This is a genomic window from Sinorhizobium psoraleae, assembly GCF_013283645.1.
Classification (GTDB): Bacteria; Pseudomonadota; Alphaproteobacteria; order Rhizobiales; family Rhizobiaceae; genus Sinorhizobium; species Sinorhizobium psoraleae.
Genome location: NZ_JABEKV010000002.1, coordinates 332627 through 353911 on the forward strand (window position 1 = coordinate 332627; position 21285 = coordinate 353911).

Sequence of the window (21285 nt, forward strand, 5' to 3'; positions counted from 1 at the left end):
GACATGGATCCGAGATCCTAGGATCTCAGGAGCTTGTCCAGCTTTTCCTTTTCCTCGTCGGAAAGCGGCGCGCCGGGCGTCGTGGCGCTGCGGCGGCGCGCAGCCACGACAAGAGCAGCGCCTCCGCAAAGAAGCAGGATGACCGGCATGCCCCAGAGGATCAGGGTCTTTGCCTCGAAACGCGGCTTCAACAGGACGAAATCGCCGTAGCGGGAAACGACATAGGCAATCACGGCTTCGTCCGTGTCGCCATTCGCCAGCCGCTCGCGCACCAGCACCCGTAGATCCTTGGCGAGTTCGGCATTGGAGTCGTCGATCGACTGGTTCTGGCAGACCATGCAGCGGAGCTTCGCCGAGATCGCCCGTGCGCGCGCCTCGAGCGCCGGGTCGGCAAGCACTTCGTCCGGATTGACAGCGAAGGCGGGCGCCAAGGAAGAGAGGCAAAGAAAAAGCGCGAGAAGCAGACGGATCATTCGGCGGCTCCCAATGCAATCCGCGGGGCCCTCCTGGCGCGCGCCGGCGCGCCGACCCGCAAGCGGCGGTCGCTCAGGGACACGATGCCGCCAGCCATCATGACCAGTGCCCCACCCCATATGCACAGAATCAACGGCTTCCACCAGATGCGCACGACGATCCCGCCATCAGTCATCGGATCGCCGAGGGAAACATAGAGCTGGCTGAGACCGAAGGTCCGAATTCCCGCTTCCGTCGTCGGCATCCGGCGTGCCGTATAAAGCCGCTTCGACGACCAGATTTCGGTTATCACGACACCACCCCGGCTGACCGTGAAATGACCGGTTTCCTCGGTGTAGTTCGGTCCGCGACCCTGGCGTATGCCGTCAAACCGCAGGGCATAGCCGCCGGCGTCCACCATCATTCCCGGCTTCATCTCGACGACTGTCTCCGTCTCGAAGGCGGTCACGGCGACGATGCCGATCAGCGTGACGCCGAGCCCCGCATGGGCAAGCGCCGTTCCGAAGGCAGAGCGCGGCAGGCCCGAAAGCCGCTTCCAGGCAACGTTGGCCGCCACTTTGCCGATACCCGAACGCAGGATCAGATCGGTAAGCGCGCCAGCGATCAGATAGGCGCCGAGCGCGATGCCGAAGAGGGCGAGTACAGGGCCGCCGTTCATCGCATAATAATAGACCGCACCGGCAAGAAGACCGACCGCAGCCGCAACGAACAAACGCTGGGCGACACCCGTGAGATCACCGCGCTTCCAGGCAAGCAGCGGGCCGAAGGGAACTGCAAAGAGCAGCGGCAGCATCAACAGACCGAAGGTCATGTTGAAGAACGGTGCACCCACAGAGATCTTGTCTCCCGTCAGCGCCTCGAGCACCAGGGGATAGAGCGTGCCGGTGAGCACAGTCGCGGTCGCCGTCGTCAGGATCAGGTTGTTGAGAACGAGTGCACCTTCGCGCGAGATCGGCGCAAAGAGTCCACCGGACTTGAGGCGGGATGCCCGGAACGCAAAGAGCGAAAACGCGCCGCCGATGAAGAGGACGAGAATGGCGAGAATGAATATTCCGCGTGTCGGGTCGGTCGCGAAGGCATGGACCGACGTAAGCACACCCGAGCGGACGAGGAAGGTACCGAGCAGCGACAGGGAAAAGGTCATGATCGCCAGCAGCACGGTCCAGATCTTCAGCGCCTCACGCTTCTCCATCACCAGTGCCGAGTGCAAGAGCGCCGTGCCCGCAAGCCACGGCATGAAGGAAGCGTTTTCGACCGGGTCCCAGAACCACCAACCGCCCCAGCCGAGCTCGTAATAGGCCCAGTAGGAGCCCATGGCGATGCCGGCGGTCAGGAAGGTCCAGGCGGCAAGGGTCCATGGCCGTACCCAGCGCGCCCATGCCGCATCGATGCGACCTTCGATCAGCGCCGCGATCGCAAAGGAAAAACAGACGGAAAAGCCGACATAGCCGAGGTAGAGCAAAGGCGGATGTATGGCGAGGCCGACGTCCTGAAGTACCGGATTCAGGTCCTTGCCCTCTCCCGGCGCCGGAATGAGGCGGGCGAAGGGGTTGGACGTCAGCAGGACGAAGAGCGCAAAGGCAGCCGCGATCCAGGCCTGTACGGCAAGCACGGTCGCCTTCAACGTTTCCGGCAGGTTGCGGCCGAAAACCGCCACGAGGGCTGAAAAGAAGACGAGGATCAGCAGCCAGAGCAGCATCGACCCCTCGTGGTTGCCCCACACGCCGGAGATCTTGTAGATCAAGGGCTTGAGCGAATGCGAATTCTCCCAGACGTTCCGCACCGAGAAATCGGAGGTCATGTAGGCGAAGGTCAGCACCGCGAAGGAAAAGGCAACGAGCAAGGCGCAGACGAGCGCAGCGCTAGACGCGAGTTCCATCAGTGCGCGGTCGCCACGCCGCGCTCCAACGATCGGCAGCATTGCCTGGATGAGCGCAGTCGCGAGCGCCAGCACCAGGGCATAATGTCCGAGTTCGATGATCATTGAATGTTTTCCTTGCCGCCGAGCGTGACGCCCTGGGCCTTCAGGCGGTCTGCGACATCCTTCGGCATATACGTCTCATCGTGCTTGGCGAGCACCGTATCCGCGACGAAGACCGGGCTATCTGCAACGAAAGCGCCTTCGGCCACGACGCCCTGTCCCTCGCGGAAAAGGTCCGGCAGGATGCCAGTATAGGTTACCGGCACCGTTCCCAGCGTGTCGGTGACATTGAAGGTGACTGTCTTACCCTCGCCACGCTTGAGCGATCCGGTCTCCACGAGACCTCCCAGACGGATGCGCGTCCCAGGCGCAAGGCTCGCCTTTTCGAGATCGCCTGGAACATAGAAGTAGGCGACCGCCTGGCTGAAGGCGAACATGACCAGGAATACGGCGGCAATCAAGAAGCTGACGCCACCGCCTATGATCGCCAGTCGTTTCTGCTTGCGTGTCATTTCTCTTCTCCGCCCGCGTCGATTCCGAGTTCGCGGCCGAGAGCCAGCAATTGCCTCCCCTCTTCTCCGGTCGCTGGGAAGGCCTTGAGCCCTTGCTGTAGAGCGTCGCGTGCCTTGTCTCTTTGATCGAGCACAACGTAGGAGCGGATCAGGCGCATCCATCCTTCGAAGTTTGCGGGATTTTCCTTCAGTTTACTCGACAGGCTGTCCACCATACCGCGGATCATGGCCTGGCGATCGCCGGCGTTCATTTGCGCGGCCGCCGCCATATCCTCGGACGTCGGGTTTGCAGGCATCGTGTTGCCGGCGGGTGCCTGACCGGCGGAGAGCTCCGCGATATGCTGGTTCACCAGCGGCAACCAGGGCGCATCGGCGGGAGAATTACCGGCAAGCTTGCGGAATGCGGCGAGCGCATCCTGCTGCTTACCTTCCTGCTTGAGGCCGAGAGCCAAGTAAAATTCCGAGCGCGGGTCATTGGGATCGAGGGCAAGCGACTTCTTCAGGGCATCCTGCGCATCGGCCGTCACCAGGCCACCGGACTGCACGATCAACGCCTCCGCATAGCCGCCGAGTCTGGCGGGCGTCGGTCCGATCAGGCGGATCGCGTGATCGTAGGCGGCAACGGCGTCCTCGACCCGGCCGCTGCGCATGTAGATCGGCGCCAGCAGGTCCCAGCCCTTGCCATCGTCCGGGTTGACCGCGAGGTGGTTCTCGGCCCTTGCAATCAGGATGTTGATGTCGTCACCGGGATTGGCAAGCCTGGCCGCAAGCGGCTGCGCCGGGACGCCCGGGCTGCCGGTCACGAGATAGAGGCAAAGCCCAACGGCGGGAAGACAGAGAAGAACGAACAGCTGCGCCACGCGGTTCGAGCGCAGACGTTTAGGGCCGCTCTCCTGGGCGGGAGCGTCGGCGGCGCTGGCCGCGAGCAGCCGGCGCGCGATCTCGGCCCTGGCGAGTTCTGCGTTCTCGCTGGTGATCAGGCCAGACTTCTGATCTCGCGTCACTTCTTCGAGTTGATCGCGATAGACCTCGATGTCATGGCTGTGGGGAGACGAAAGCGGCGCCGCTGCCCGCATCAACGGGAGAACGAGTACGACAGCGACTGCCGCCGTCAAAATAGCGACGAGGATCCAGAACAACATGCAGGGGAAATACTATGAGCCCCGTGTCATTCCAACTCGAAAACAGGCAATGACGGAGATTTGAGGCGTTTCGCCGCAAGGTGCCCCCGCGTATTTGACTGATTTGGCAGGTCGAAGATGCCGCGATCCTGCCCGGATGACACCGCTGGCTCAGGTCAGCGGCGTCCAGCTGCCATCAGGATTACGGCATGCGGCGCCGCGTGCCGTCGTCTGCTGCCCCTTGACGGTCACGGTGTGGCTGTATTGGCGGCAATTCTGTGAACCGACCTGATAGGGTGCCGCGGCAACGACGGAACCGCTGACGCCGCGTCCTTCCCAGACGACGGGCTGCCCGCCCGGTGCGGCCTCCAGCGCTCGGTACTCGGCCTCTAGCGCCCTCTGCCGATCGGATTTGCCGAGGTCGATACCATCGAGGCGCGCGATGACGCCACCCTGCAGAGCGGCGATATAGGACGTCGACGACGCACCCCGCGTCGCGGTCGCAGCAAGGCCCGAGACGGCTCCACGCTGGCCATTAGACGCAGTGCCGCAACCGGCCAGTGCGACGGCCGACGCGATGACCGCGATCCTACCGCTGGCGACAAAGGTTCGTGTCATTACTGCGTGGTTCCTCATGATCCCCCGACAACTCAACTCACCGCCCTTTCCGCCTTCCGAACATCCGGCGACGGACAGGTGGCACCCTCGTCGATTTTCTTTTTGCACTCCCCGGCGCATCAGGCAACCATACCCTCTAAAGGCATCGGCATTTTCAGCCCCGGTGTGGCCACTAAACCGCAGCCGGCAAAACGAGCTGGGCGCGCAAGCCGCCTTCGGCGCGCCGCGAGAGTTCGATCGTGCCCTGATATTCCCCGACAATCTCGTTCACGATCGAAAGTCCAAGCCCCGTGCCGGGCTTGCTTTCATCAAGCCTCTTGCCACGCTTCATTGCCAAAGCGATCTGGTCCGGGTCGAGCCCGGGACCATCGTCATCGACGTCGAGCACGATCCAGTGCCGGCCCTGATCCTTGCCGCGTACGTCCTCGGGGGCCGGCCGGACGCTCAACCAAACCTGATCGCGTGCATGCCGCGCGGCGTTTTCGAGCAAATTGCCGACCGTTTCCTCGACGTCCTGCTGTTCCATCGCCAAAATCAATCCCTGCGGATTGATCGACAGGCTGAACTGCTTTTCGGGATTGAGTCGCCTCATCACCCGGACAAGCCGCTCAAGCGCAGGCTGGGCCTCTGTCCGCGCGAGGATCGAGCCCCGTTGCGCGGCGATGCGCGCGCGGCTCAGATAGGTTTGTACCTGGGTCTGCATCGCATCCACCTGCGTCTTCACCAGATCCCCATGAGGCACCTCTAGCACGCGCGCTTCGTTGAGCAGCACGGCGATCGGCGTCTTAAGGGAATGGGCAAGGTTGCCAACCTGCATGCGCGCCCGCTCGATGATGCGGCGATTGCTGTCGATCAGAGCGTTAACCTCGTTGGCAAGCGGCTGGATCTCGCGCGGGAACGCGCCGTCCAGGCGCTCGCTCTCGCCCGCCCGAATCTTTTCGAGCGACCGGCGCACCTGGTCGAGTGGTTTGAGGCCGAACAGAATGGTCAGCGCGTTGACGCCAAGGCCGCCGAGACCGAAGATCGATAGCGCAATGGTGAGGTTGCGGGTGAAGCGATCGATATCCGCTTCCAGCACGTCGCGATTGCCCGCGACGCGGAAGCGGGCGGCATGCCCCTGAATGTCGAGCACGACTTCGGTTTCGGCCACCTCGACCTCGTTTCCGAACGGATCCTTGGTCGTATAGAAGCGCTCGTAGCGGATATCGAAGGGAACCTCGTCGACACTGGCGATCGGCAGTTTGGCGGAGCCGAGTGAAGTCGACAGCAGCGGCGGCGTGTCAAATTCGCCGATCGGCTCGACAATCCAGTACCACCCCGTTTGAGGCTGGGAGAAACGCAGGTCGCCGAGTTGCGGACTTCCGGCCAGAACGGCCTTCTCGTTGACGGAAATCGAGTTGATGACGTTGTAAAGTTGCGCGCGCAGCAGATCCTGAAAACCGCGCTCCGATCCCTGCCTGTACAGGGCGGAGATAACCACTCCGATCACAACGAGGGCGACGACGGCCCAAACGGTCGAAACCGCCAGGACGCGGGCCGTGAGCGATCTAATTGCCATTGCCGGGCGCTTGCATGCGATATCCGAGGCCGCGAACCGTTTCGATTAGGTCGTTGCCGATCTTCTTGCGCAATCGACCGATGAACACTTCGATTGTGTTGGAATCCCGGTCGAAATCCTGATCGTACATGTGCTCGACCAGCTCCGTGCGCGATACCACCTGCCCCATGTGGTGCATCAGGTACGAAAGCAGACGGAATTCGTGCGACGTGAGCTTCAGCGGCACGCCACGGACGGTCGCCTTGGAGCCCTTGGTATCGAGCCGCACCGGACCGCAGACGATCTCTGAACTCGCATGTCCCGCGGCACGGCGGATCAATGCCCGAATGCGGGCAAGAACTTCCTCCACATGGAAGGGCTTGGCGACGTAGTCATCGGCGCCGGCGTCGATACCGGCCACCTTGTCGCTCCAGCGGTCGCGGGCAGTCAGGATCAGGACCGGCATGGTCTTGCCGTCGCCGCGCCATTTCTCGAGGACCGTGATACCGTCCATTTCCGGCAGACCGATATCGAGGATCACTGCATCATAAGGTTCTGCATCGCCAAGATAGTGGCCCTCTTCACCGTCGAAGGCCTGGTCGACGACGTAGCCGGCTTCTTTCAATGCGTCGGCCAGTTGCCTGTTCAGGTTGGCGTCGTCCTCGACTATCAGAATGCGCATCTGCGTTCATTTCCCTTGCTCGTAGGTCACCCGCAAGCGGCCTACATCGGCACTTTCACCGTTACCTTCTTCGGCCGCCCACCGTTACCCGGGATGAGCACCGTGATCACGCACTGACCGTCGGATGTCGGCTGGGCGGAGAGCAGTTCTCCACCCGTCTCGGCAACCACTTGCGCGGCGGCGGCACTGCAATCGCCAGCCGCGCGGACAACAGCCGAAGGCATGTTGATGACGGGCGGCGAGAAGCCCGCGAGACCTGCGGCAAGCGCGGCGATGATCACTGGTGAAGACATGAACGCACTTTCGACTTGGGAAGCATCATGGCAAAATCATTAACCGATACAGGCTGAATGGCAAATGAATGTCGGATCCTGAGGCCGTGCAGCATATACCAGAAAAACGACCATAGATTGCAACGATTCCTCCGGCCGCGAAAGATTGCCCGGCGTGACCGGCGCCGCTTGTCGCCGATTGTCACATCAAGTGGTTTGCCAGCGACTGAACGTAGCCACCTCATTGAAAGGGCAGGAACGCTGCGCTTTAGCCGCCGTGGATTCGCGATTCTTCCGAGTCGCTTACGATCGTTTTTTCACGAATTGAGTCCGATCTTTCAGAAGTTGCGTCAGCGAATTTTGAATGCGAGTTCGTGTCTTCGCCGAGGGACCGGAAAAGCGTCATTTCCCCATGCCCACGACCAGCTTTGATCCGGCGATTCTTCGTCGAAGGCCGGCAGGACAAATTTGTGGATCAGCCGGAGATTAATCGATTTAAAGATTTTTCAATCGTTTAAGTGATTTAAACCACTGATTTACATCGCATTTATGATGTGAAATGGTTTTGCATCCTTGAACCGTAACGAACCAGGAGAAACGGATGCAGACGTTCGCGAACAAACAGCCCGCACCACCGCAATCCAGGATTCCGCAATCGCTTCTAGATCGCTTCGAGAACGAGTGGCGCGAGATGCGCACGGTTGGCGAACCTGCACCAAAGCCCGTTACGCCTGCAGAATGATACCCTGCACCGCTGAGGCGAATGCCGTTCGTCCAGCGGTGCCACACTTTGAAAAACGGCGGCGGAACGCTTCCTGGCGTCGACGACAGGGCCGTCGCGGCCTTTTTGTCAATCCGCAATTCCATGCTACTCTTCCACCATGCTGACCGAAGAGATCGAAAAGCTGGCGCTCAGTCTGCCGGGAACGCAAGAGAATGCCCATTTCGGAACGCGGGATTTTCGCGTGGGCAAGCGGATTTTCATGACCCTGCCGGAGGCGGGCCGCGCGGTCTTCAAGTTCACGCCCGATCAGCAGCGCATGTTATTGGAAATGGAGCCCGGAGTTTGCGCCGCGGTCCCCGGCGGCTGGGGAGCGCGCGGCTGGACGTCGTTCTATTTCGTCGACGCTGACGAAGAGCTTATCCGGCAGTCCATGGAAACCGCGTGGCGCAACGTCGCACCGAAGAGCCTCGTGAAGAAAAACGGCGGCGTTTGACGGGACCGCATTCTGCGCCGCCCCTCCACCTGAGCAACAACTCTTAGCGCCAACTCAGCGGGCGGTTTCCAATCCCACTTCCAGCGGCCAGGTAACCAGGTAGTCTTCGTAATCTTCAACATCGATGCCGTCTTCCGCGACAGTGCGTCCGCGTACCGATATTCCTGCCGCATGGACGGTTTCCGGGTCGCCGGAAACGAGCGGATGCCACCAGTAGAGATCCCTCCCCTCGCCGATCAGTCGATAGGCGCAGGTCGGCGGCAGCCATGAGATCTCATGCACAACCTTCGGTGTCAGCTGGATGCAATCCGGTACGGTCGCCTGCCGGTTGTCGTAATCCTTGCAACGACAGCTTCCACCATCGAGCAGCGTGCACCGGATCGACGTCCAGGCGATCTCGCCCGTATCCCAATCCTCGAGCTTGTTCAGGCAACAGAGCCCGCAGCCGTCGCAGAGGCTTTCCCACTCGGCATTGCTCATTTCTTCAAGGCTTTTGGTTTTCCAGAAAGGCATTTCGCCCATCATGTCACACTTTCGTCTGTTCCCATGCCGACATGGAACATTTACAGAAAATTGCCGGTTTTTTAAGGCCGGCAGCACGATATGCAAGTAGATTGGAAATTCGCCCCGTGCAAATATCGTTGTGGGGCAGTCAACCTTCGGGACAAGAACGCCGTGCGGGAACCGAGGAAAGAGGACAACCGGCCGAAGAGGCGACACACCTTTCTCAGAATCGATTCCTGGATCGACTCGACGGTGTGGAATGCCGGATTCCGGCTGGCCGAATGGTGGGAAGAGACGACCATCTTCTTCCGGCGCTTTCGCATGCGCGGCTGGAAAAGGGCACTTTTCGAAGTGCTTGGAGAAACGGCGACGTGGGGGACGGCGGGTTCCGTGCTGATGCTGGCCTTGGCCTTGCCCGCTTTCGAGGAAACCAAAGGCAATTGGCGCGCCCAAAGCGACTTTGCCGTTACCTTCCTCGACCGCTACGGCAGTGAGATCGGCCACCGCGGCATCATCCATGAGGACTCCGTTCCGATCGACGAACTGCCGGATCATCTTATCAAGGCCGTTCTCGCCACCGAGGATCGGCGTTTCTTCGATCACTGGGGCATCGATTTTCTGGGCCTGGCACGAGCCATGACCGAGAACGCCCGAGCAGGCGGCGTGGTCCAGGGCGGCTCGACGCTTACCCAGCAGCTTGCCAAGAACCTGTTCCTGTCGAACGAACGCACGATCGAGCGCAAGATCAAGGAGGCCTTCCTCGCCGTGTGGCTGGAATGCAACCTTTCAAAGAAGGAAATCCTGCGCCTCTACCTCGACCGCGCCTATATGGGCGGCGGCACCTTCGGAGCAGCGGCGGCCGCGCAGTTCTATTTCGGCAAGGCGATCACCGATGTCAATCTCGCCGAATCCGCCATGCTTGCCGGTCTCTTCAAGGCGCCGGCCCGCTATGCGCCGCATGTGAACCTGCCGGCAGCACGCGGGCGCGCCAACGAGGTTCTCACCAACATGGTCCAGGGCGGCCTGATGACCGAGGGCCAAGTGATTGCCGCCCGCCTCACGCCTGCAACGGTGATCGACCGCGCCCAGGTGAAGGCTCCCGACTTCTTCCTCGACTGGGCTTTTGACGAAGTGCAGCGCATTGCCGCGCCCTTCGCGCAGCACTCGCTTATCGTGCGCACGACGATCGACATGGGTCTGCAACACGCAGCCGAGGATTCGGTCGAGTCGAGCCTTCGGCAGTATGGCGAAAGCTACAATGTGAAGCAGGGCGCCCTCGTCATGGTGGAAAACGGCGGTGCCGTACGTGCCATGGTCGGCGGCCGCGACTATGGCGAAAGCCAGTTCAATCGCGCAACCCGGGCACTGCGGCAGCCGGGCTCCTCCTTCAAGGTCTATACCTACGCTGCGGCGATGGAAAAGGGTATGACGCCGGAGACGGTGGTCGTCGACGCGCCAATCACGTGGCGCGGCTGGTCACCGCAGAACTACGCCCGCAAGTATGCCGGCCGCGTCACCTTGATGAATGCGCTGGCGAGATCAATCAACACCGTGCCTGTCCGTCTGGCCAAGGACAAGCTCGGCACCGAGATCATCGCCGCCACCGCGAAGAGGATGGGTGTCGAAACACCTATCCGCACCGACAAGACCATGCCGCTCGGCACCTCGGAGGTGACCGTGCTCGACCAGGCGACCGCCTACGCTGTCTTTCCTGCGGGCGGCCTGCAGTCGCGACGTCACGGCATCAGCCAGATTCTCAACTATGACGGCGACATTCTTTATGATTTCGGCCGCGATGCACCGCCGGCGCGACGGGTCTTGAGTGAGCAAGCGGTCTCATCGATGAATCGCATTCTCACCCAGATTCCAGTGATAGGGACAGCACGGCGGGCGGCCCTCGACAACGGCATCGTTACCGGCGGAAAAACCGGGACCACGCAGGCCTACCGCGATGCCTGGTTCATCGGTTTCACCGGCGACTACACGACCGCTGTCTGGTTCGGCAATGACGACTATACGTCGACCGACGAGATGACGGGCGGCTCCCTGCCGGCGATGACCTTCAAACGGCTGATGGATTATGCCGAACAGGGCATCGAGCATCGCGCGATCCCCGGCATCGACAACCCGCTTCCCGACGCGACCAAGGAGCCGGAAGCCGTGGCGGATGCCAAGCCCGATGAAAATGCACTTCCGCCGCTTGTTCGCCCTCGCTCTCTCTCCGCCGAGGTGACCAGGCTATTGAAAGCGATCGGCGCAACGTTCGAAAAAGCCTCCCCGCTCAAAGCACCCGACAAGAGCTCCGGCAGGGTCGCAGTCCTCGATACGCCGACGGACAATCCCCCGAACCGCGTTACGACGAGTGCCACAAGCAATTGACTTTGCGGCTATAAATTCGTTCCTTGACGAATGAAGATCATGCCGCATGGCTTTCGCAAACTGCCAGGCAAACGAGATAGAGCCGCTCCTTGTTTCGCATCCCCCTCCTTGTCGCTCTTGCTCTGATCGTCGCCTTCGGCGGCGGAATCACCTCGGCTGTCTGGGCGCTGAAGGCGACCGTCGGCTTCGGCTCGATTGCGATCGGTCCCTGGGTCGCGTTCCCCGAGGCGCAGACCGCCTCGGCGGACCCCTACGCAAAGGCGCACCGCGCCCGGGCCGGCGAGTTGCTCTTTGGCGGCGCAGAAGGGCTGATCTTCACGGCTGCAACCGACGACAGCGGTGCCCGCCTGTCGGCCAACTGCTCCTACGATATCTCGGGCATCACGCCGCCTGCCCGTTTTTGGAGCCTCTATGCGACGACCTCCGAAGGGGCAACCTTGCGGCCCGGCCCGGATCTGCCGTCGGCAGTAAACTCCTGGACTGTGCTGCGCGCTGAAGACAGCAGTTTCGTCGTTCACGTTTCGCCGGTCGCTCACCCGGAAAATTGGCTCGCGATCCGCCACCGCGGCAGCTTTAAACTCGTGCTGACCCTCCTCGATACACCGACGGCCGGCTCGTCCGGGTTGATCGATCTTGCAATGCCGAAAATCGTCAAGACGGGATGTGAAAATGCGTAGCACGCTGTTCGCCATTCTCGTCGGACTGTTTGGTGCGGCGCTGCTGCATATCGTCATCGTGCTCGCGCTGCCGCAATTCACCGGCCGGGACGCCTATACGCGCGTGCTCGGCCTCCTGGAGATGGACAGCTTCTTTCCATTGACGGCGGAACCGGGGATAACTGGCCTCGACAACAGTGATCCGTATCTGCGGACTGCCGTCTGCAGCTTTTCGATCGCGGAGGCGCCGGCGCGTTTCATCGCCCGCGGCACGGTGCCGTTCTGGTCGCTCTCGGTCTTCGACAGCAGCTCGAACGAGGTGTTCAGCATGAACGATCATACCGCCGTCAACGGCAGTCTGGATCTGGTCGTCGCCACACCTATCCAGCTTGTCGAATTGCGCAAGTCGCCGCCGGAGACGCTGGCTCAATCTATCATGATCGAGATGAAGGATGACGAAGGCTATGCTGTTCTGCGAGCCTTGGCCCCGCTCGAGAGCTTCGAGGAACAGGTACGCAATTTCCTGACAGAGTCGAGCTGCGAGCCGTTCCGGCGCTAGTGCCAGCAAAAGTGTGTAACGGTTTGTCCAGAATTGCGTATTTTCAAGGCGTTAGATCATCTCACTGTCCACTGAAAGCAATAAGACAATCTAACGAACTCCGCAAAGCCGGAGCGTCCGGCGCCGATCCGACGCTTTTCGGATCGCAGTATCGTATGATGGTTGGTGGAGGTGCCCGGCATACCGGGTATTGAAGTGACGACTTTGCTCACGCGGCCGCATTCCGCGCGGGCGGCAATGCCGCACGCCGCAATGAACTACTGCTTCTTGATCCGCCGTCCTGCCGGTGCGTTGGGCTGTGGTCCGCGACCGTCGAGACGCTCGTAGCGGATACCTGTAAACAACAGCACAGTGGCGCTGCCCGACTTCACGGGCGGCCTTCGCGGCCTTTGGACCTTGCGATCCTGCATTCTGATTACGTCTGCCATGCTCGTCTCCGTATTTCCATGAGACGGATGAACTACCGTACCGATTTCACCCTGCCCGCCGTGGGGCTGACGCATTTTCCAAAGGCTGAGCTCCCTGGACAGACGCGCCCTTCTCATCTGCTCCTTCTTCCGGTTACCCGGACGTTGTTTCGGTTCATATCAGATGCCGGACCGATGATAGCCGGTCCATCCCGATTGAGCCATAGCCTAGTTAACACTATCTTAAACTCATCGTGCTTCCCCCCTTTTTGGTGCTCTATTCCTCTGACGGCACACGTGCCCCGTGCCGATAGTTCATTCGACTTGCATACGGGCATGTCTGGAATTGTGGTCAGCGCCTCGCAAGCACTCCGAACAGGAAGGCAACACCCGCGACTGTCAGCAGGGTTGAAATCGGTTCCTCGCGGACGCGTTCCCGTACCCGCTCCGTCATCAACTCGGCTTCTCCCTGCACGACCGCCCTAGCACCGGTGCCGATTGCCGATACCGTCTCTGTCAGCCGGGCAATCTCGGTTCTGAGGTCTGCGATCTGCGCCTCCAGTTCCGCCTGCGCACCCGCAGTACGCGTTTCAGCATCCGCTTCCGCCCCGACGGCTGCCAACTTCTTCTCCGCCATTTCATCGCTCCTTATCTTCGCGCGATGTCAACGCGCCGAAACTGGATTTGGTTCCCGCCGAGGCAACGCAAATAGAGCGAACAAAAAAGGGCCGAGCGGCAGTTGCCGCCCGCCCCTTCAAATCGTGTCAGACCTTCTCTCTATCAGCGTGTCGCGCCCGACTTCCGGCGGTACCCGCGATCGCCAGGAGGGCTGCGCACTTCAGTCGTTCTCACACGAGACGTCGTTGAAGTCACACTCCGGAACCCTTCTGATTTCATCACGTCCGGCGTCGCGCAGTTGGCGCTCGTCCTCGCGCCTGCGGATGCCTCGATAATTCGCATCGAACTCGTCCCATTGCGCATCGTCGCGGTCGCGATACCATTCCCGGCGCTCCTCGCTCACCTGCCTGCGTTCCCACTCACGACGCTGCCAGTCTCGCCGGTCCCTTTCCTCGGCCCAATCGGGACCACGGCGCCAGCGATCACGGTCACGATAGAAGTCGCGGCCCCGGTAATTGCGATCCCAATAGCGATCGAATTGGAAGACGACCGTCGGGATCCCGAGGGGGCGATAATATTCCGGCTCCAGATAAACCCTGTTGCTGCGGTAGACGGCCTGTACATATCGGCCGGCAACCCACCCACGCCCGCCGTAGAACGAAACATCGCACCAGGGCAGGTCCGCCAGGCAGCCGTGGATTTCCACCGATTCGCCCGCGGGAATGACGGTCACGGCCGGATAGCGCGTGCTCGGCCCGGATCGCATGTTGACGTTGGCGGTGGCAAAGCCTCCCGCAGCTTCGGCAACCGCGGGGAAGAGGAAGAGCGCACAAACAGCCGCCGCCCGAAAAAACGCATTTTTCACAAATCTATCTCCCATACGAGGCCATCTTCGGACCCTTCGGCGGGCACCAGCCCTTCACCGATCTGCGGATCAGATAGAAGAGCATGTGGAGTTTTTAAGGCTGAATGCGGCCCCCGGAATGCCACCTCTGTGGATCGAGCAAAATTCCGCGTCGCCACGACAGCGCCGCAAGCCTGAATAAAGCCCCAACGTCCATAGTTAATGCTACGCTAACGTTTTAGATCTATTTTGAATGACGTGTGCCGTTACGGGCCATCGGCGATGGCGATCGTGTTTTGCGTGCAAGGATCAATTGTGACGAACCGGTTTCGTGAGTTGGAAAGGCCGCAGACGGGGCGGCTGAAGGACGTCGTGCTGATGGCGACCGTCACCGGCTTCGAGAGCCTTCGCATCCCGCGCAAGTCGGACATGAAGCAGTTTGCCGAGTTGTTCGAACCGCTGTTCCTTGCCTCCAGCAACGAGGCCCGTCGTCAGGCGGCCGCCGCGCTTTCACAGTGTGCGCATGTGCCCGAACCTGTCGCCCTGCTGATCGGCAGCATGCCGATTTCCATCGCGGCTACCTTCCTGACCCGGTCCAAGGCAATTTCCGATCGGGTGCTGATTTCCATCATCCGCCGGCAAGGACCGGCCCACGCCGGCGCAATCGCGCGCCGGGAAAGTCTTTCGACCTCCGTGGTCGATGCCCTGGTCGAGCATCATCAGGCGGGGCATCCGAGCGAGGAGTCCGGCACGAGTGCGAATCAGTCGGAAACAAGCGTTGCAGTTGCATCGGCACCGGCCGAGGAGAGCTCCTTCTCCGATCGCATCGCCCGCGAAGACAAGCTGCGCGAGGAAATCAAGGCATTGGTGCGGGCCGAGCCGCGGGAGGCCACGTCCCTCATTCGGCCGATCGACGAACTCCATCAGGCGTTGCTCATGCGATTTGCCCGCAGCGGCGAAGCGGTTCTCTTCGCGAATGCTCTCGCCGACGCACTGCAGGCGAGCCGCGCGCTTGCCGAGCGGATCCTCTTGGACGTTTCCGGCCAGCAGCTCGCCGCGACCCTTTCTGCGCTCGACTTCCCAGCCGGTGAAATGGGTGCTCTCCTCGAGGCGCTCTATCCCGACCTTTCCGAAAGGCTCGGTGGCGGCACGCGCGCCACAGCCTTGATTGGGACCGTTGCGAGGAAAGCCAGCATCGAACGGGTGGAGTCCTGGCTGCGTGCGGATAGTCATGGCGGCGCCGAGCGGGTGCGCCATGAGGCCCATCTCGCCGACAACCGTGTCTCCGACCCTCGTCAGCAAGACGCTCGTCCGGTCGTCGGCAATCGCAGCACCGCCCAGTCCATGAGAGGCTTCGGCCTACGGTAAGTGATGGAACTCTGCTGACAGGCGGCGACGTTATCGCCGGGGGTCGACGTGGTTGGCCACGATCTCGAACAGGCCATCGCAATCGTCCAGTTCGATCTCTACGATCCAGCAATCAGGATCGAAGCGGATCTCCGAGGAAAGCGCACTGTCGACGCGTCCCGCATCGGCATTCTGCAGCCGCATCTCGAACTTGCGGCCCGGATTGGCTTCCTCCTCGAAGAAGTTCTGCGGCGCGGGCGCGTAGAGGGTCTCCAGCCCAAGCCGCGAGCGCTGACGGATAAAGATTGCACCGGCCTCTTGCGCGCCCTTGCGCAGCACGGCGGCATAGCCACCGAGCGCAAAGACGCGGCGCAGCAGGGAGGATACGAAGATATCGGATTTCAGGCGCATTCAAGGCTGATACACGCGAGATCACCCGCATGCAATTGGCCGGCAAATCGCCGGCAGCCGATAGAAGTCACGATTTTAGACGTCGATGCAGCTCAAAGGGCGCCGATTTCCTTTAGTTTCTTGAGAACCTTCGCATTGGGTTCACCCGTCTGCGGCAGGCGGTAGTGCTTTTCGAAATGCCGGATGGCAGCGCGCGTTTGATCGCCAGCGACGCCATCGACCACGATGTCGGCATAGGCAAGATTGCTGAGCCCCTTCTGAATGCTCACCACCAGTTCGCTCGAGACCGGAATCTCGGCCCGAGGAAGGAGCGTCTTGTCCTCTTCGGCGGTACGGATCGCCGCGGCGACGGGATCGACCTCGGCGGGCGCGGTCTTGGGATCCGAATAAGGACGATCGGCAGGGGTGACGACAGCGCGCTCCGAATTGTCCGCCGCACGCAGCGCCTGCAACAGATCGCCGCTCGCTTCGCCGGTTTGCATGCGCCCGGCCTGCTTTTCAAAACGGAGGATCGCGGCTGACGTCTTCGGGCCGCTCCGCCCATCCGGCGCTCCCTCATAAAGACCGAGGCGCGCCAACTCTCTCTGAATGTCCGCGGTAAGGGTCGAGGCGGACGCATGCGCCGGCGACGCCGTTTCCACCAGCCCGCGCTGCCGTTCGGTCTGTTCGCCCTGAGCAGCTGCCGCGCCTTCACGTTCGATGACGAAGGTCGTTACGTTGCGCGGCTCGACCGGCTCACCATTGGCAGCCGCCAGACGCTCGGCAACTTCAGGGCCGACCAGCGGGACGCGCGTGCGCAGGAGCGGCGACGGGTGCGCGCCATGCTGATACCACATGGCGTTCGCCGCAACGAAGCTGAAGATGACGATGAAGGCAGCCGATCCACCGGCGCCAACAGGATGGCGCGCCATCATTCTGCCGGCAAACGCAAGCCCGCGAGCAGCAGCGGCCAGGCCGCGCAACGCGAGACCCGGTCGAGTTTGTGCCGCCCTCTTCCGCTCAGGCTGTTTGCGCTTGCGCGGAGCCATGTCCCCGGTCCTTGTTCATTCCCTCGCCTTGAAGATCGATATCCCGCAGACGCGTCGTCCCTTCGCCGCGCTCTTTAAGCCGCGGCGGGAATTCCACCGTGACGGGAATGCTCGCCTGCTCCCGTTCGCCGTTCGCAATGCCGGATCCGTCACGCGGGATCGAAACGACGATGACCGTCCCCTCGCCTTCGGAACTGCGGATCGAAACATTGCCCCCGTGCAGTGTGACCAACCCCTTCACCAAAGACAATCCGAGCCCCGTACCCTCATAACGGCGTGTATAGTCATTCTGAATCTGGACGAAAGGTTGGCCGAGCATCTGCAGTTTGTCTTCGGCAATGCCTATCCCCGTGTCGCTCACGGTGAGCTTCAGCATTGCACCCTCGGTTTCGGCATCGATGGTGACCAGTCCCCCCTGATCGGTAAATTTGATCGCGTTGCCGACGAGGTTGATCATAATTTGCTGAAACGCGCGTTGATCGGCATTGATTTCGCCAACCGCACGCGTGACGCGGCTTGCCAGCCTTACGCCCTTTTCGCGCGCCTGATGGGAAAGCATCGCCTCGCAAGCGGCAACGGCATCGGCCACGCGGAAGGGCTCCGGAATAAGCTCGTAGCGGCCGGCCTCTATCTTGCTCATGTCAAGCATCGTGTTGACGACGGACAGGAGGTGGGCGCCGGACTTGTGGATCAGCGAGACATATTCGCGCTGCCTGTCGTTCTCCAGTTTCCCGAAATATTCGCCGGCGAGAACATCCGAAAAGCCGAGGATGGCGTTGAGCGGAGTGCGCAACTCGTGGCTGACAGCCGCGAGAAAACGAGTTTTCGCATCATTTGCCGATTCGGCATACGCTGCCTTGGCGGCCGCCTCCTCCCGCAGCCGGGCCTCCTCGGAGACGTCCCGGGATTGGACGACGATGGCCGTCAGCCGATCCTCGGCATCCCGAACCGGGGTCATCTCGCAACGCATGTGCACAAACTGTGCTCCCTCGGCGGGCGCCGACAGCCGCTCAAGGCGGATATCGACCGCCGATCTCTCGCCATTCTGGCGCAGCGCATCGATTGCGCGCAGAAAGGTAATCCGATCGGAGACGTGGATCTGCTCGATGAACCCGCGACCGCAAGGATCGCGCATCAGAGTCAGATACTCAGCAGCATCGCGACCGTGAACGGAGAGCACGTTGCCGCGCAGGTCATGAACCGTGACGAGACCGGAGAAGAGATCGTAAGCCGCTGAAAGATCGGCAGGCGCCATGGTGATCTTGGGCTGTCCACCACCATATGACTCCAACGAGCGGTCCCCCCCAATGGCAGCGGCCGAGGCCAACAGCGATGCCGAAGCCCAGAGCGCGGTTCCCACCGGCAAGGCGGCGGAAACCGGCAGCACAACCATCAGCGCCAGCGGCACGACCGGCAGAGCCGTCAGAGAGACGGCCGCGACCGCACGTAGACGCTTGAAGTCACGGTGCGGCAGCCACGCGGCGGCGGCAGCTTCATCCACACGGGATGCCCATCTGCCAGCCATGTCACGCAATACACTCACGCTTTGCCCTGCCACCTTTGTTGTTTCTTTCGAGCCGATCCGGAACGCCTGTTACGCTTTCGCAGGAGGTTTGGCCGGGCTGTCTCGTGATGGTCCGAATCTCGCATCCCCGACTTAATGAAAGAATAAACCGGCCACCGGCGAGCGGCCGCCAAACGAGCGAAAAATCCTGTTTTGGAGCAATTCCGGTGAGCTTCGTTCCTTGTGGTTAACAGGGCGTAAGCGTCGGATTTCTGTAGATTTTCCGGTTCCCATTAACAATTTGGGCGGGGCATCGAAGGCCCATCGCCCGCGCCACGGGCGGTCGGTGCCGCGAGCCTTGCCACGAACCTTAACGGTATTCGCTAAAATTTGATGTAAATGCAGTCTCGGATACCGAAATCGCGCATTTCATTAAAATTCGAGACAAATTCCACTAATTTTGGAAAAGCGCCCTTGTGATTCCCACTCTAAAGTCTGTGTCAACACACGGAGGAGCCGGACGGTGACGGTTCCGAACGTGAAGCAGATGCAAGCGGGCGCGTGTAGATACTTGGCGTCCAGGACTGCCGATAAGCCAAGACCGGCTAAAAGACCGGAAACTGCGGCAGCCGAACGAAGGATGGGCAGAACATGTGGTTTCTCGTCAAGGCAGCATTCTGGTTTTCTCTGGTTCTCGTCCTCCTGCCGTTCCTCGATCCCTCGAGCACGGAGACGCTGCAGCACGGACCGAAGGTGGAGATCGGCGACACCTTCTCCGCGGCCAACGAGGCGTTCCAATATATCAGCGCCATCTGCGTCCAGAAGCCCGACGTTTGCGAGAAAGGCGCCGAGACTTTCGTTGCGCTCGGCCATCGTGCCCGTGAGGGCGCGCGCATCGCTTACGAATTCCTCGACACGCAGTTCGCGGAAACCGGTTCCGGCGCGCCCGACGCCAAGATCATGACGGGAACGGTCGCCCCTGCGGACAATTTGCATGAAGAAGCGATCGAGGGCGCGCCGACCTTCAAGCGCACGCCGGTTCCGGAGAAGCGTCTCGATCCCGACGCCGCTCTGGCCCAATAACAGCAGCTTCGACAGTCGCATACCGTGAAGTTCCAACTGCCTGATTAGCCGTCCCGTTTCGGCCGCCGCGAGGGGTTCATCCTTCGCGGCGTTTCTTTATGAACGGAATGGGACGAAAGTCGTCAGTTCCCGATGTCCGTGCGGCGCGCCGTCCTGGCCCCTTATCAGCCCTGCGCTTCCCATCGCGGAAGATGGCGTTGTTCACGCCCGAAATGCTATTGGATGTTCTCTTTGCCCCCTGCATCTCCTATATGAAGGGGTGAAAGAGACCCGATGACCCGGAGGGCACGGGACCAAGCAAGGCGCGACTCTCGCGCGGCGACAGCCGGCCGCGAAAGGGTGCCGAGAATCGGACGGACCATGACTTCACTTGACCAGATCATCGACGACTTTTCCTTCCTCGACGAGTGGGAGGACCGCTACCGCTATGTGATCGAACTGGGCAAGAGCCTGCCGGAGATGCCGGAGGCGCTGCGAACGAGCGAGAACAAGGTGCAGGGCTGTGCGAGCCAGGTGTGGCTTGTGACGCACACGGCCGGTGATCCGGGGAACCCCGTCCTCACCTTTGAGGGGGAATCCGACGCCCATATCGTCCGGGGCCTGGTGGCGATCGCTCTCGCCATCTATTCTGGCAAGCATGCCTCCGAAATCGCGCAGCTCGACGCCCTCGAGGTCTTCGGCAAAATCGGCCTTATCGAACATCTGTCGGCGCAGCGCGCCAATGGCCTGCGTTCGATGGTCCGGCGGATCAAGAGCGAGGCGGAGGTCCGGCTCGCAGCCTGAGACCGCTCGGTGTCGCTCAGTCAGAGGCCGTAACGAAAAAGGCCGGGCTCGTTCAGCCCGACCCTTTCCCGAGATGAAATCCGCGCATTCGTCCATACGCAATTCCGGACGGAAAACGGTTACGCACTCATTCTGGGATTGCTTCTACCGCGTGCTTCCTTAAATCGGAATCGATTTAAGGACAAAGTGCTACAGCGACCCTTGCGCGTCCGATTGGACGCGCGGCGCCGTGACAGGGCTTCACTTGCCGCGCCGCTTGCGACGCTGTCCGAGGCCCATCTCCTTCGCGAGGCGCGAACGGGCTTCCGCATAGGCGGGTGCAACCATCGGGTAGTCCGCGGGCAGGTCCCACTTTTCGCGATACTCTTCCGGCGAAAGATTGTGATGGGTCATCAGATGGCGCTTCAGCGACTTGAACGTGCCGCCGCATTCGAGGCAGGTGATCTGATCATCCTGAACCGACTTGCGCACGGAAACGGCAGGCTTCGGCTTCTCGACCGGAACCACCACCGGAGCAGGAGCCGTCGTGTTGTTGAGCGCCGAATGAACATCGGCAATGAGCGTCGGAAGCTCGGCAACGGGAACCACGTGATTGCTTACATAGGCGGCAACGATTTCCGCCGTCAACTCAACCAGGAGTTCATGGCTCGCGCCGGGCGTGGTTTCTATCATTTCTTTCTCCTATCGGAATCCAGCAACAAATCTGAAACAATGTTTCAGAGGGAGGAATTCGCGAAAATGCCGCCGAACAGCGTCGGCTGCCTTGGAATTGACCGATAACTGCACGGCGAGGACCAATGTTCTGCCG

The 21285-nt window shown here is 61.2% G+C and carries 24 protein-coding genes; 7 read left to right on the top strand and 17 right to left on the bottom strand.

The genetic code is table 11. From position 1 onward, the window contains the following. Positions 1–17: 17 nt before the first annotated feature. The 9 genes from ILFOPFJJ_RS10395 to ILFOPFJJ_RS10435 all read right to left on the bottom strand — a co-directional run bounded on the left by ILFOPFJJ_RS10395 (position 18) and on the right by ILFOPFJJ_RS10435 (position 8004). The gene (locus ILFOPFJJ_RS10395; RefSeq protein ID WP_173510478.1) at positions 18–473 is read right to left on the bottom strand and encodes a cytochrome c-type biogenesis protein; all 456 of its coding nucleotides are present in this window, start codon (positions 471–473) and stop codon (positions 18–20) included. Further along, the gene (locus ILFOPFJJ_RS10400) at positions 470–2458 is read right to left on the bottom strand and encodes a heme lyase CcmF/NrfE family subunit (protein ID WP_173510479.1); all 1989 of its coding nucleotides are present in this window, start codon (positions 2456–2458) and stop codon (positions 470–472) included. Before ILFOPFJJ_RS10400 ends, ILFOPFJJ_RS10395 begins: the two co-directional genes overlap by 4 nt. Further along, positions 2455–2907, bottom strand: a complete 453-nt coding sequence (ccmE, locus tag ILFOPFJJ_RS10405; protein WP_173510480.1) for a cytochrome c maturation protein CcmE — start codon at positions 2905–2907, stop codon at positions 2455–2457. Before ccmE ends, ILFOPFJJ_RS10400 begins: the two co-directional genes overlap by 4 nt. Further along, on the bottom strand, positions 2904–4049 hold the full coding sequence (ccmI, locus tag ILFOPFJJ_RS10410; protein ID WP_173510481.1) for a c-type cytochrome biogenesis protein CcmI: 1146 nt from the start codon (positions 4047–4049) through the stop codon (positions 2904–2906). The genes ccmE and ccmI overlap by 4 nt, the downstream gene beginning before the upstream one ends. Before the next feature lie 150 nt (positions 4050–4199). Beyond that, entirely contained in the window at positions 4200–4646 is a 447-nt protein-coding gene (locus ILFOPFJJ_RS10415) for an RT0821/Lpp0805 family surface protein (RefSeq protein ID WP_246299582.1), read from the bottom strand. 172 nt (positions 4647–4818) lie between these two features. Then, positions 4819–6204, bottom strand: coding sequence for an ATP-binding protein (locus ILFOPFJJ_RS10420; protein WP_173510483.1), 1386 nt, complete (start codon positions 6202–6204; stop codon positions 4819–4821). After that, a complete protein-coding gene (gene feuP / locus ILFOPFJJ_RS10425) occupies positions 6194–6865 on the bottom strand; it encodes a two-component system response regulator FeuP (protein WP_173510484.1) in 672 nt (223 codons plus the stop codon). Before feuP ends, ILFOPFJJ_RS10420 begins: the two co-directional genes overlap by 11 nt. 41 nt (positions 6866–6906) lie before the next feature. Further along, entirely contained in the window at positions 6907–7158 is a 252-nt protein-coding gene (feuN, locus tag ILFOPFJJ_RS10430) for a two-component system FeuPQ modulator FeuN (protein WP_173510485.1), read from the bottom strand. Between the two features lie 474 nt (positions 7159–7632). Then, positions 7633–8004 (bottom strand): hypothetical protein, encoded by a 372-nt coding sequence (locus tag ILFOPFJJ_RS10435; RefSeq protein WP_173510486.1) that lies wholly within the window; start codon positions 8002–8004, stop codon positions 7633–7635. Between the two features lie 14 nt (positions 8005–8018). On the opposite strand from ILFOPFJJ_RS10435, the gene ILFOPFJJ_RS10440 reads away from it, so the two are divergent. Further along, entirely contained in the window at positions 8019–8354 is a 336-nt protein-coding gene (locus ILFOPFJJ_RS10440; RefSeq protein ID WP_173510487.1) for an MmcQ/YjbR family DNA-binding protein, read from the top strand. A gap of 54 nt (positions 8355–8408) precedes the next feature. Here ILFOPFJJ_RS10440 and ILFOPFJJ_RS10445 read toward each other — a convergent pair whose 3' ends face one another. Continuing rightward, positions 8409–8876, bottom strand: coding sequence for a YcgN family cysteine cluster protein (locus ILFOPFJJ_RS10445; RefSeq protein ID WP_173511483.1), 468 nt, complete (start codon positions 8874–8876; stop codon positions 8409–8411). Positions 8877–8957: 81 nt separating this feature from the next. On the opposite strand from ILFOPFJJ_RS10445, the gene ILFOPFJJ_RS10450 reads away from it, so the two are divergent. The 3 genes from ILFOPFJJ_RS10450 to ILFOPFJJ_RS10460 all read left to right on the top strand — a co-directional run bounded on the left by ILFOPFJJ_RS10450 (position 8958) and on the right by ILFOPFJJ_RS10460 (position 12452). Continuing rightward, on the top strand, positions 8958–11237 hold the full coding sequence (locus tag ILFOPFJJ_RS10450) for a transglycosylase domain-containing protein (RefSeq protein ID WP_210267392.1): 2280 nt from the start codon (positions 8958–8960) through the stop codon (positions 11235–11237). An 89-nt stretch (positions 11238–11326) separates the two neighbouring features. Next, positions 11327–11914 carry a DUF1214 domain-containing protein gene (locus tag ILFOPFJJ_RS10455; protein WP_173510489.1) on the top strand — a complete coding sequence of 196 codons (588 nt, stop codon included), beginning with the start codon at positions 11327–11329 and terminating at the stop codon, positions 11912–11914. Further along, positions 11907–12452, top strand: a complete 546-nt coding sequence (locus tag ILFOPFJJ_RS10460) for a DUF1254 domain-containing protein (protein WP_173510490.1) — start codon at positions 11907–11909, stop codon at positions 12450–12452. Before ILFOPFJJ_RS10455 ends, ILFOPFJJ_RS10460 begins: the two co-directional genes overlap by 8 nt. Positions 12453–12709: 257 nt before the next feature. Here ILFOPFJJ_RS10460 and ILFOPFJJ_RS10465 read toward each other — a convergent pair whose 3' ends face one another. The 3 genes from ILFOPFJJ_RS10465 to ILFOPFJJ_RS10475 form a co-directional block, all read right to left on the bottom strand. After that, positions 12710–12880: a hypothetical protein gene (locus tag ILFOPFJJ_RS10465; protein WP_173510491.1), complete on the bottom strand. Its 171-nt coding sequence runs from the start codon at positions 12878–12880 to the stop codon at positions 12710–12712. 331 nt (positions 12881–13211) lie between these two features. Next, positions 13212–13496 carry a hypothetical protein gene (locus ILFOPFJJ_RS10470; protein ID WP_173510492.1) on the bottom strand — a complete coding sequence of 95 codons (285 nt, stop codon included), beginning with the start codon at positions 13494–13496 and terminating at the stop codon, positions 13212–13214. Positions 13497–13697: 201 nt separating this feature from the next. Further along, on the bottom strand, positions 13698–14342 hold the full coding sequence (locus tag ILFOPFJJ_RS10475) for an SH3 domain-containing protein (protein WP_173510493.1): 645 nt from the start codon (positions 14340–14342) through the stop codon (positions 13698–13700). Positions 14343–14612: 270 nt separating this feature from the next. On the opposite strand from ILFOPFJJ_RS10475, the gene ILFOPFJJ_RS10480 reads away from it, so the two are divergent. Further along, positions 14613–15689: a DUF2336 domain-containing protein gene (locus tag ILFOPFJJ_RS10480; RefSeq protein WP_173511484.1), complete on the top strand. Its 1077-nt coding sequence runs from the start codon at positions 14613–14615 to the stop codon at positions 15687–15689. A 30-nt stretch (positions 15690–15719) separates the two neighbouring features. On the opposite strand, the gene ILFOPFJJ_RS10485 is transcribed toward ILFOPFJJ_RS10480, so the two are convergent. The 3 genes from ILFOPFJJ_RS10485 to ILFOPFJJ_RS10495 all read right to left on the bottom strand — a co-directional run bounded on the left by ILFOPFJJ_RS10485 (position 15720) and on the right by ILFOPFJJ_RS10495 (position 18632). After that, positions 15720–16079 (bottom strand): DUF1491 family protein, encoded by a 360-nt coding sequence (locus ILFOPFJJ_RS10485; protein ID WP_173510494.1) that lies wholly within the window; start codon positions 16077–16079, stop codon positions 15720–15722. A gap of 92 nt (positions 16080–16171) precedes the next feature. Then, entirely contained in the window at positions 16172–17107 is a 936-nt protein-coding gene (locus ILFOPFJJ_RS10490) for a peptidoglycan-binding domain-containing protein (RefSeq protein WP_173510495.1), read from the bottom strand. Continuing rightward, on the bottom strand, positions 17079–18632 hold the full coding sequence (locus tag ILFOPFJJ_RS10495; RefSeq protein ID WP_173511485.1) for a sensor histidine kinase: 1554 nt from the start codon (positions 18630–18632) through the stop codon (positions 17079–17081). Before ILFOPFJJ_RS10495 ends, ILFOPFJJ_RS10490 begins: the two co-directional genes overlap by 29 nt. A 630-nt stretch (positions 18633–19262) precedes the next feature. Between ILFOPFJJ_RS10495 and ILFOPFJJ_RS10500 the strand changes: the two genes are divergently transcribed. Both ILFOPFJJ_RS10500 and ILFOPFJJ_RS10505 read left to right on the top strand, forming a co-directional pair. Further along, entirely contained in the window at positions 19263–19694 is a 432-nt protein-coding gene (locus tag ILFOPFJJ_RS10500) for a DUF5330 domain-containing protein (RefSeq protein WP_173510496.1), read from the top strand. A 360-nt stretch (positions 19695–20054) separates the two neighbouring features. Continuing rightward, entirely contained in the window at positions 20055–20477 is a 423-nt protein-coding gene (locus ILFOPFJJ_RS10505; RefSeq protein WP_173510497.1) for a SufE family protein, read from the top strand. Between the two features lie 240 nt (positions 20478–20717). Here ILFOPFJJ_RS10505 and mucR read toward each other — a convergent pair whose 3' ends face one another. Next, the gene (gene mucR, locus ILFOPFJJ_RS10510) at positions 20718–21149 is read right to left on the bottom strand and encodes an exopolysaccharide biosynthesis transcriptional regulator MucR (protein ID WP_153442114.1); all 432 of its coding nucleotides are present in this window, start codon (positions 21147–21149) and stop codon (positions 20718–20720) included. Between the last annotated feature and the right edge of the window lie 136 nt (positions 21150–21285).

What these genes read in the sequence shown, in the direction of transcription:
- ILFOPFJJ_RS10395 (WP_173510478.1), bottom strand. Translation starts at nt 473, where the DNA reads ATGATCCGTCTGCTTCTCGCGCTTTTTCTTTGCCTCTCTTCCTTGGCG.
- ILFOPFJJ_RS10400 (WP_173510479.1), bottom strand. Translation starts at nt 2,458, where the DNA reads ATGATCATCGAACTCGGACATTATGCCCTGGTGCTGGCGCTCGCGACT.
- ccmE (WP_173510480.1), bottom strand. Translation starts at nt 2,907, where the DNA reads ATGACACGCAAGCAGAAACGACTGGCGATCATAGGCGGTGGCGTCAGC.
- ccmI (WP_173510481.1), bottom strand. Translation starts at nt 4,049, where the DNA reads ATGTTGTTCTGGATCCTCGTCGCTATTTTGACGGCGGCAGTCGCTGTC.
- ILFOPFJJ_RS10415 (WP_246299582.1), bottom strand. Translation starts at nt 4,646, where the DNA reads ATGACACGAACCTTTGTCGCCAGCGGTAGGATCGCGGTCATCGCGTCG.
- ILFOPFJJ_RS10420 (WP_173510483.1), bottom strand. Translation starts at nt 6,204, where the DNA reads ATGGCAATTAGATCGCTCACGGCCCGCGTCCTGGCGGTTTCGACCGTT.
- feuP (WP_173510484.1), bottom strand. Translation starts at nt 6,865, where the DNA reads ATGCGCATTCTGATAGTCGAGGACGACGCCAACCTGAACAGGCAACTG.
- feuN (WP_173510485.1), bottom strand. Translation starts at nt 7,158, where the DNA reads ATGTCTTCACCAGTGATCATCGCCGCGCTTGCCGCAGGTCTCGCGGGC.
- ILFOPFJJ_RS10435 (WP_173510486.1), bottom strand. Translation starts at nt 8,004, where the DNA reads ATGGAATTGCGGATTGACAAAAAGGCCGCGACGGCCCTGTCGTCGACG.
- ILFOPFJJ_RS10440 (WP_173510487.1), top strand. Translation starts at nt 8,019, where the DNA reads ATGCTGACCGAAGAGATCGAAAAGCTGGCGCTCAGTCTGCCGGGAACG.
- ILFOPFJJ_RS10445 (WP_173511483.1), bottom strand. Translation starts at nt 8,876, where the DNA reads ATGGGCGAAATGCCTTTCTGGAAAACCAAAAGCCTTGAAGAAATGAGC.
- ILFOPFJJ_RS10450 (WP_210267392.1), top strand. Translation starts at nt 8,958, where the DNA reads ATGCAAGTAGATTGGAAATTCGCCCCGTGCAAATATCGTTGTGGGGCA.
- ILFOPFJJ_RS10460 (WP_173510490.1), top strand. Translation starts at nt 11,907, where the DNA reads ATGCGTAGCACGCTGTTCGCCATTCTCGTCGGACTGTTTGGTGCGGCG.
- ILFOPFJJ_RS10465 (WP_173510491.1), bottom strand. Translation starts at nt 12,880, where the DNA reads ATGGCAGACGTAATCAGAATGCAGGATCGCAAGGTCCAAAGGCCGCGA.
- ILFOPFJJ_RS10470 (WP_173510492.1), bottom strand. Translation starts at nt 13,496, where the DNA reads ATGGCGGAGAAGAAGTTGGCAGCCGTCGGGGCGGAAGCGGATGCTGAA.
- ILFOPFJJ_RS10485 (WP_173510494.1), bottom strand. Translation starts at nt 16,079, where the DNA reads ATGCGCCTGAAATCCGATATCTTCGTATCCTCCCTGCTGCGCCGCGTC.
- ILFOPFJJ_RS10490 (WP_173510495.1), bottom strand. Translation starts at nt 17,107, where the DNA reads ATGGCTCCGCGCAAGCGCAAACAGCCTGAGCGGAAGAGGGCGGCACAA.
- ILFOPFJJ_RS10495 (WP_173511485.1), bottom strand. Translation starts at nt 18,632, where the DNA reads ATGGCTGGCAGATGGGCATCCCGTGTGGATGAAGCTGCCGCCGCCGCG.
- ILFOPFJJ_RS10500 (WP_173510496.1), top strand. Translation starts at nt 19,263, where the DNA reads ATGTGGTTTCTCGTCAAGGCAGCATTCTGGTTTTCTCTGGTTCTCGTC.
- ILFOPFJJ_RS10505 (WP_173510497.1), top strand. Translation starts at nt 20,055, where the DNA reads ATGACTTCACTTGACCAGATCATCGACGACTTTTCCTTCCTCGACGAG.
- mucR (WP_153442114.1), bottom strand. Translation starts at nt 21,149, where the DNA reads ATGATAGAAACCACGCCCGGCGCGAGCCATGAACTCCTGGTTGAGTTG.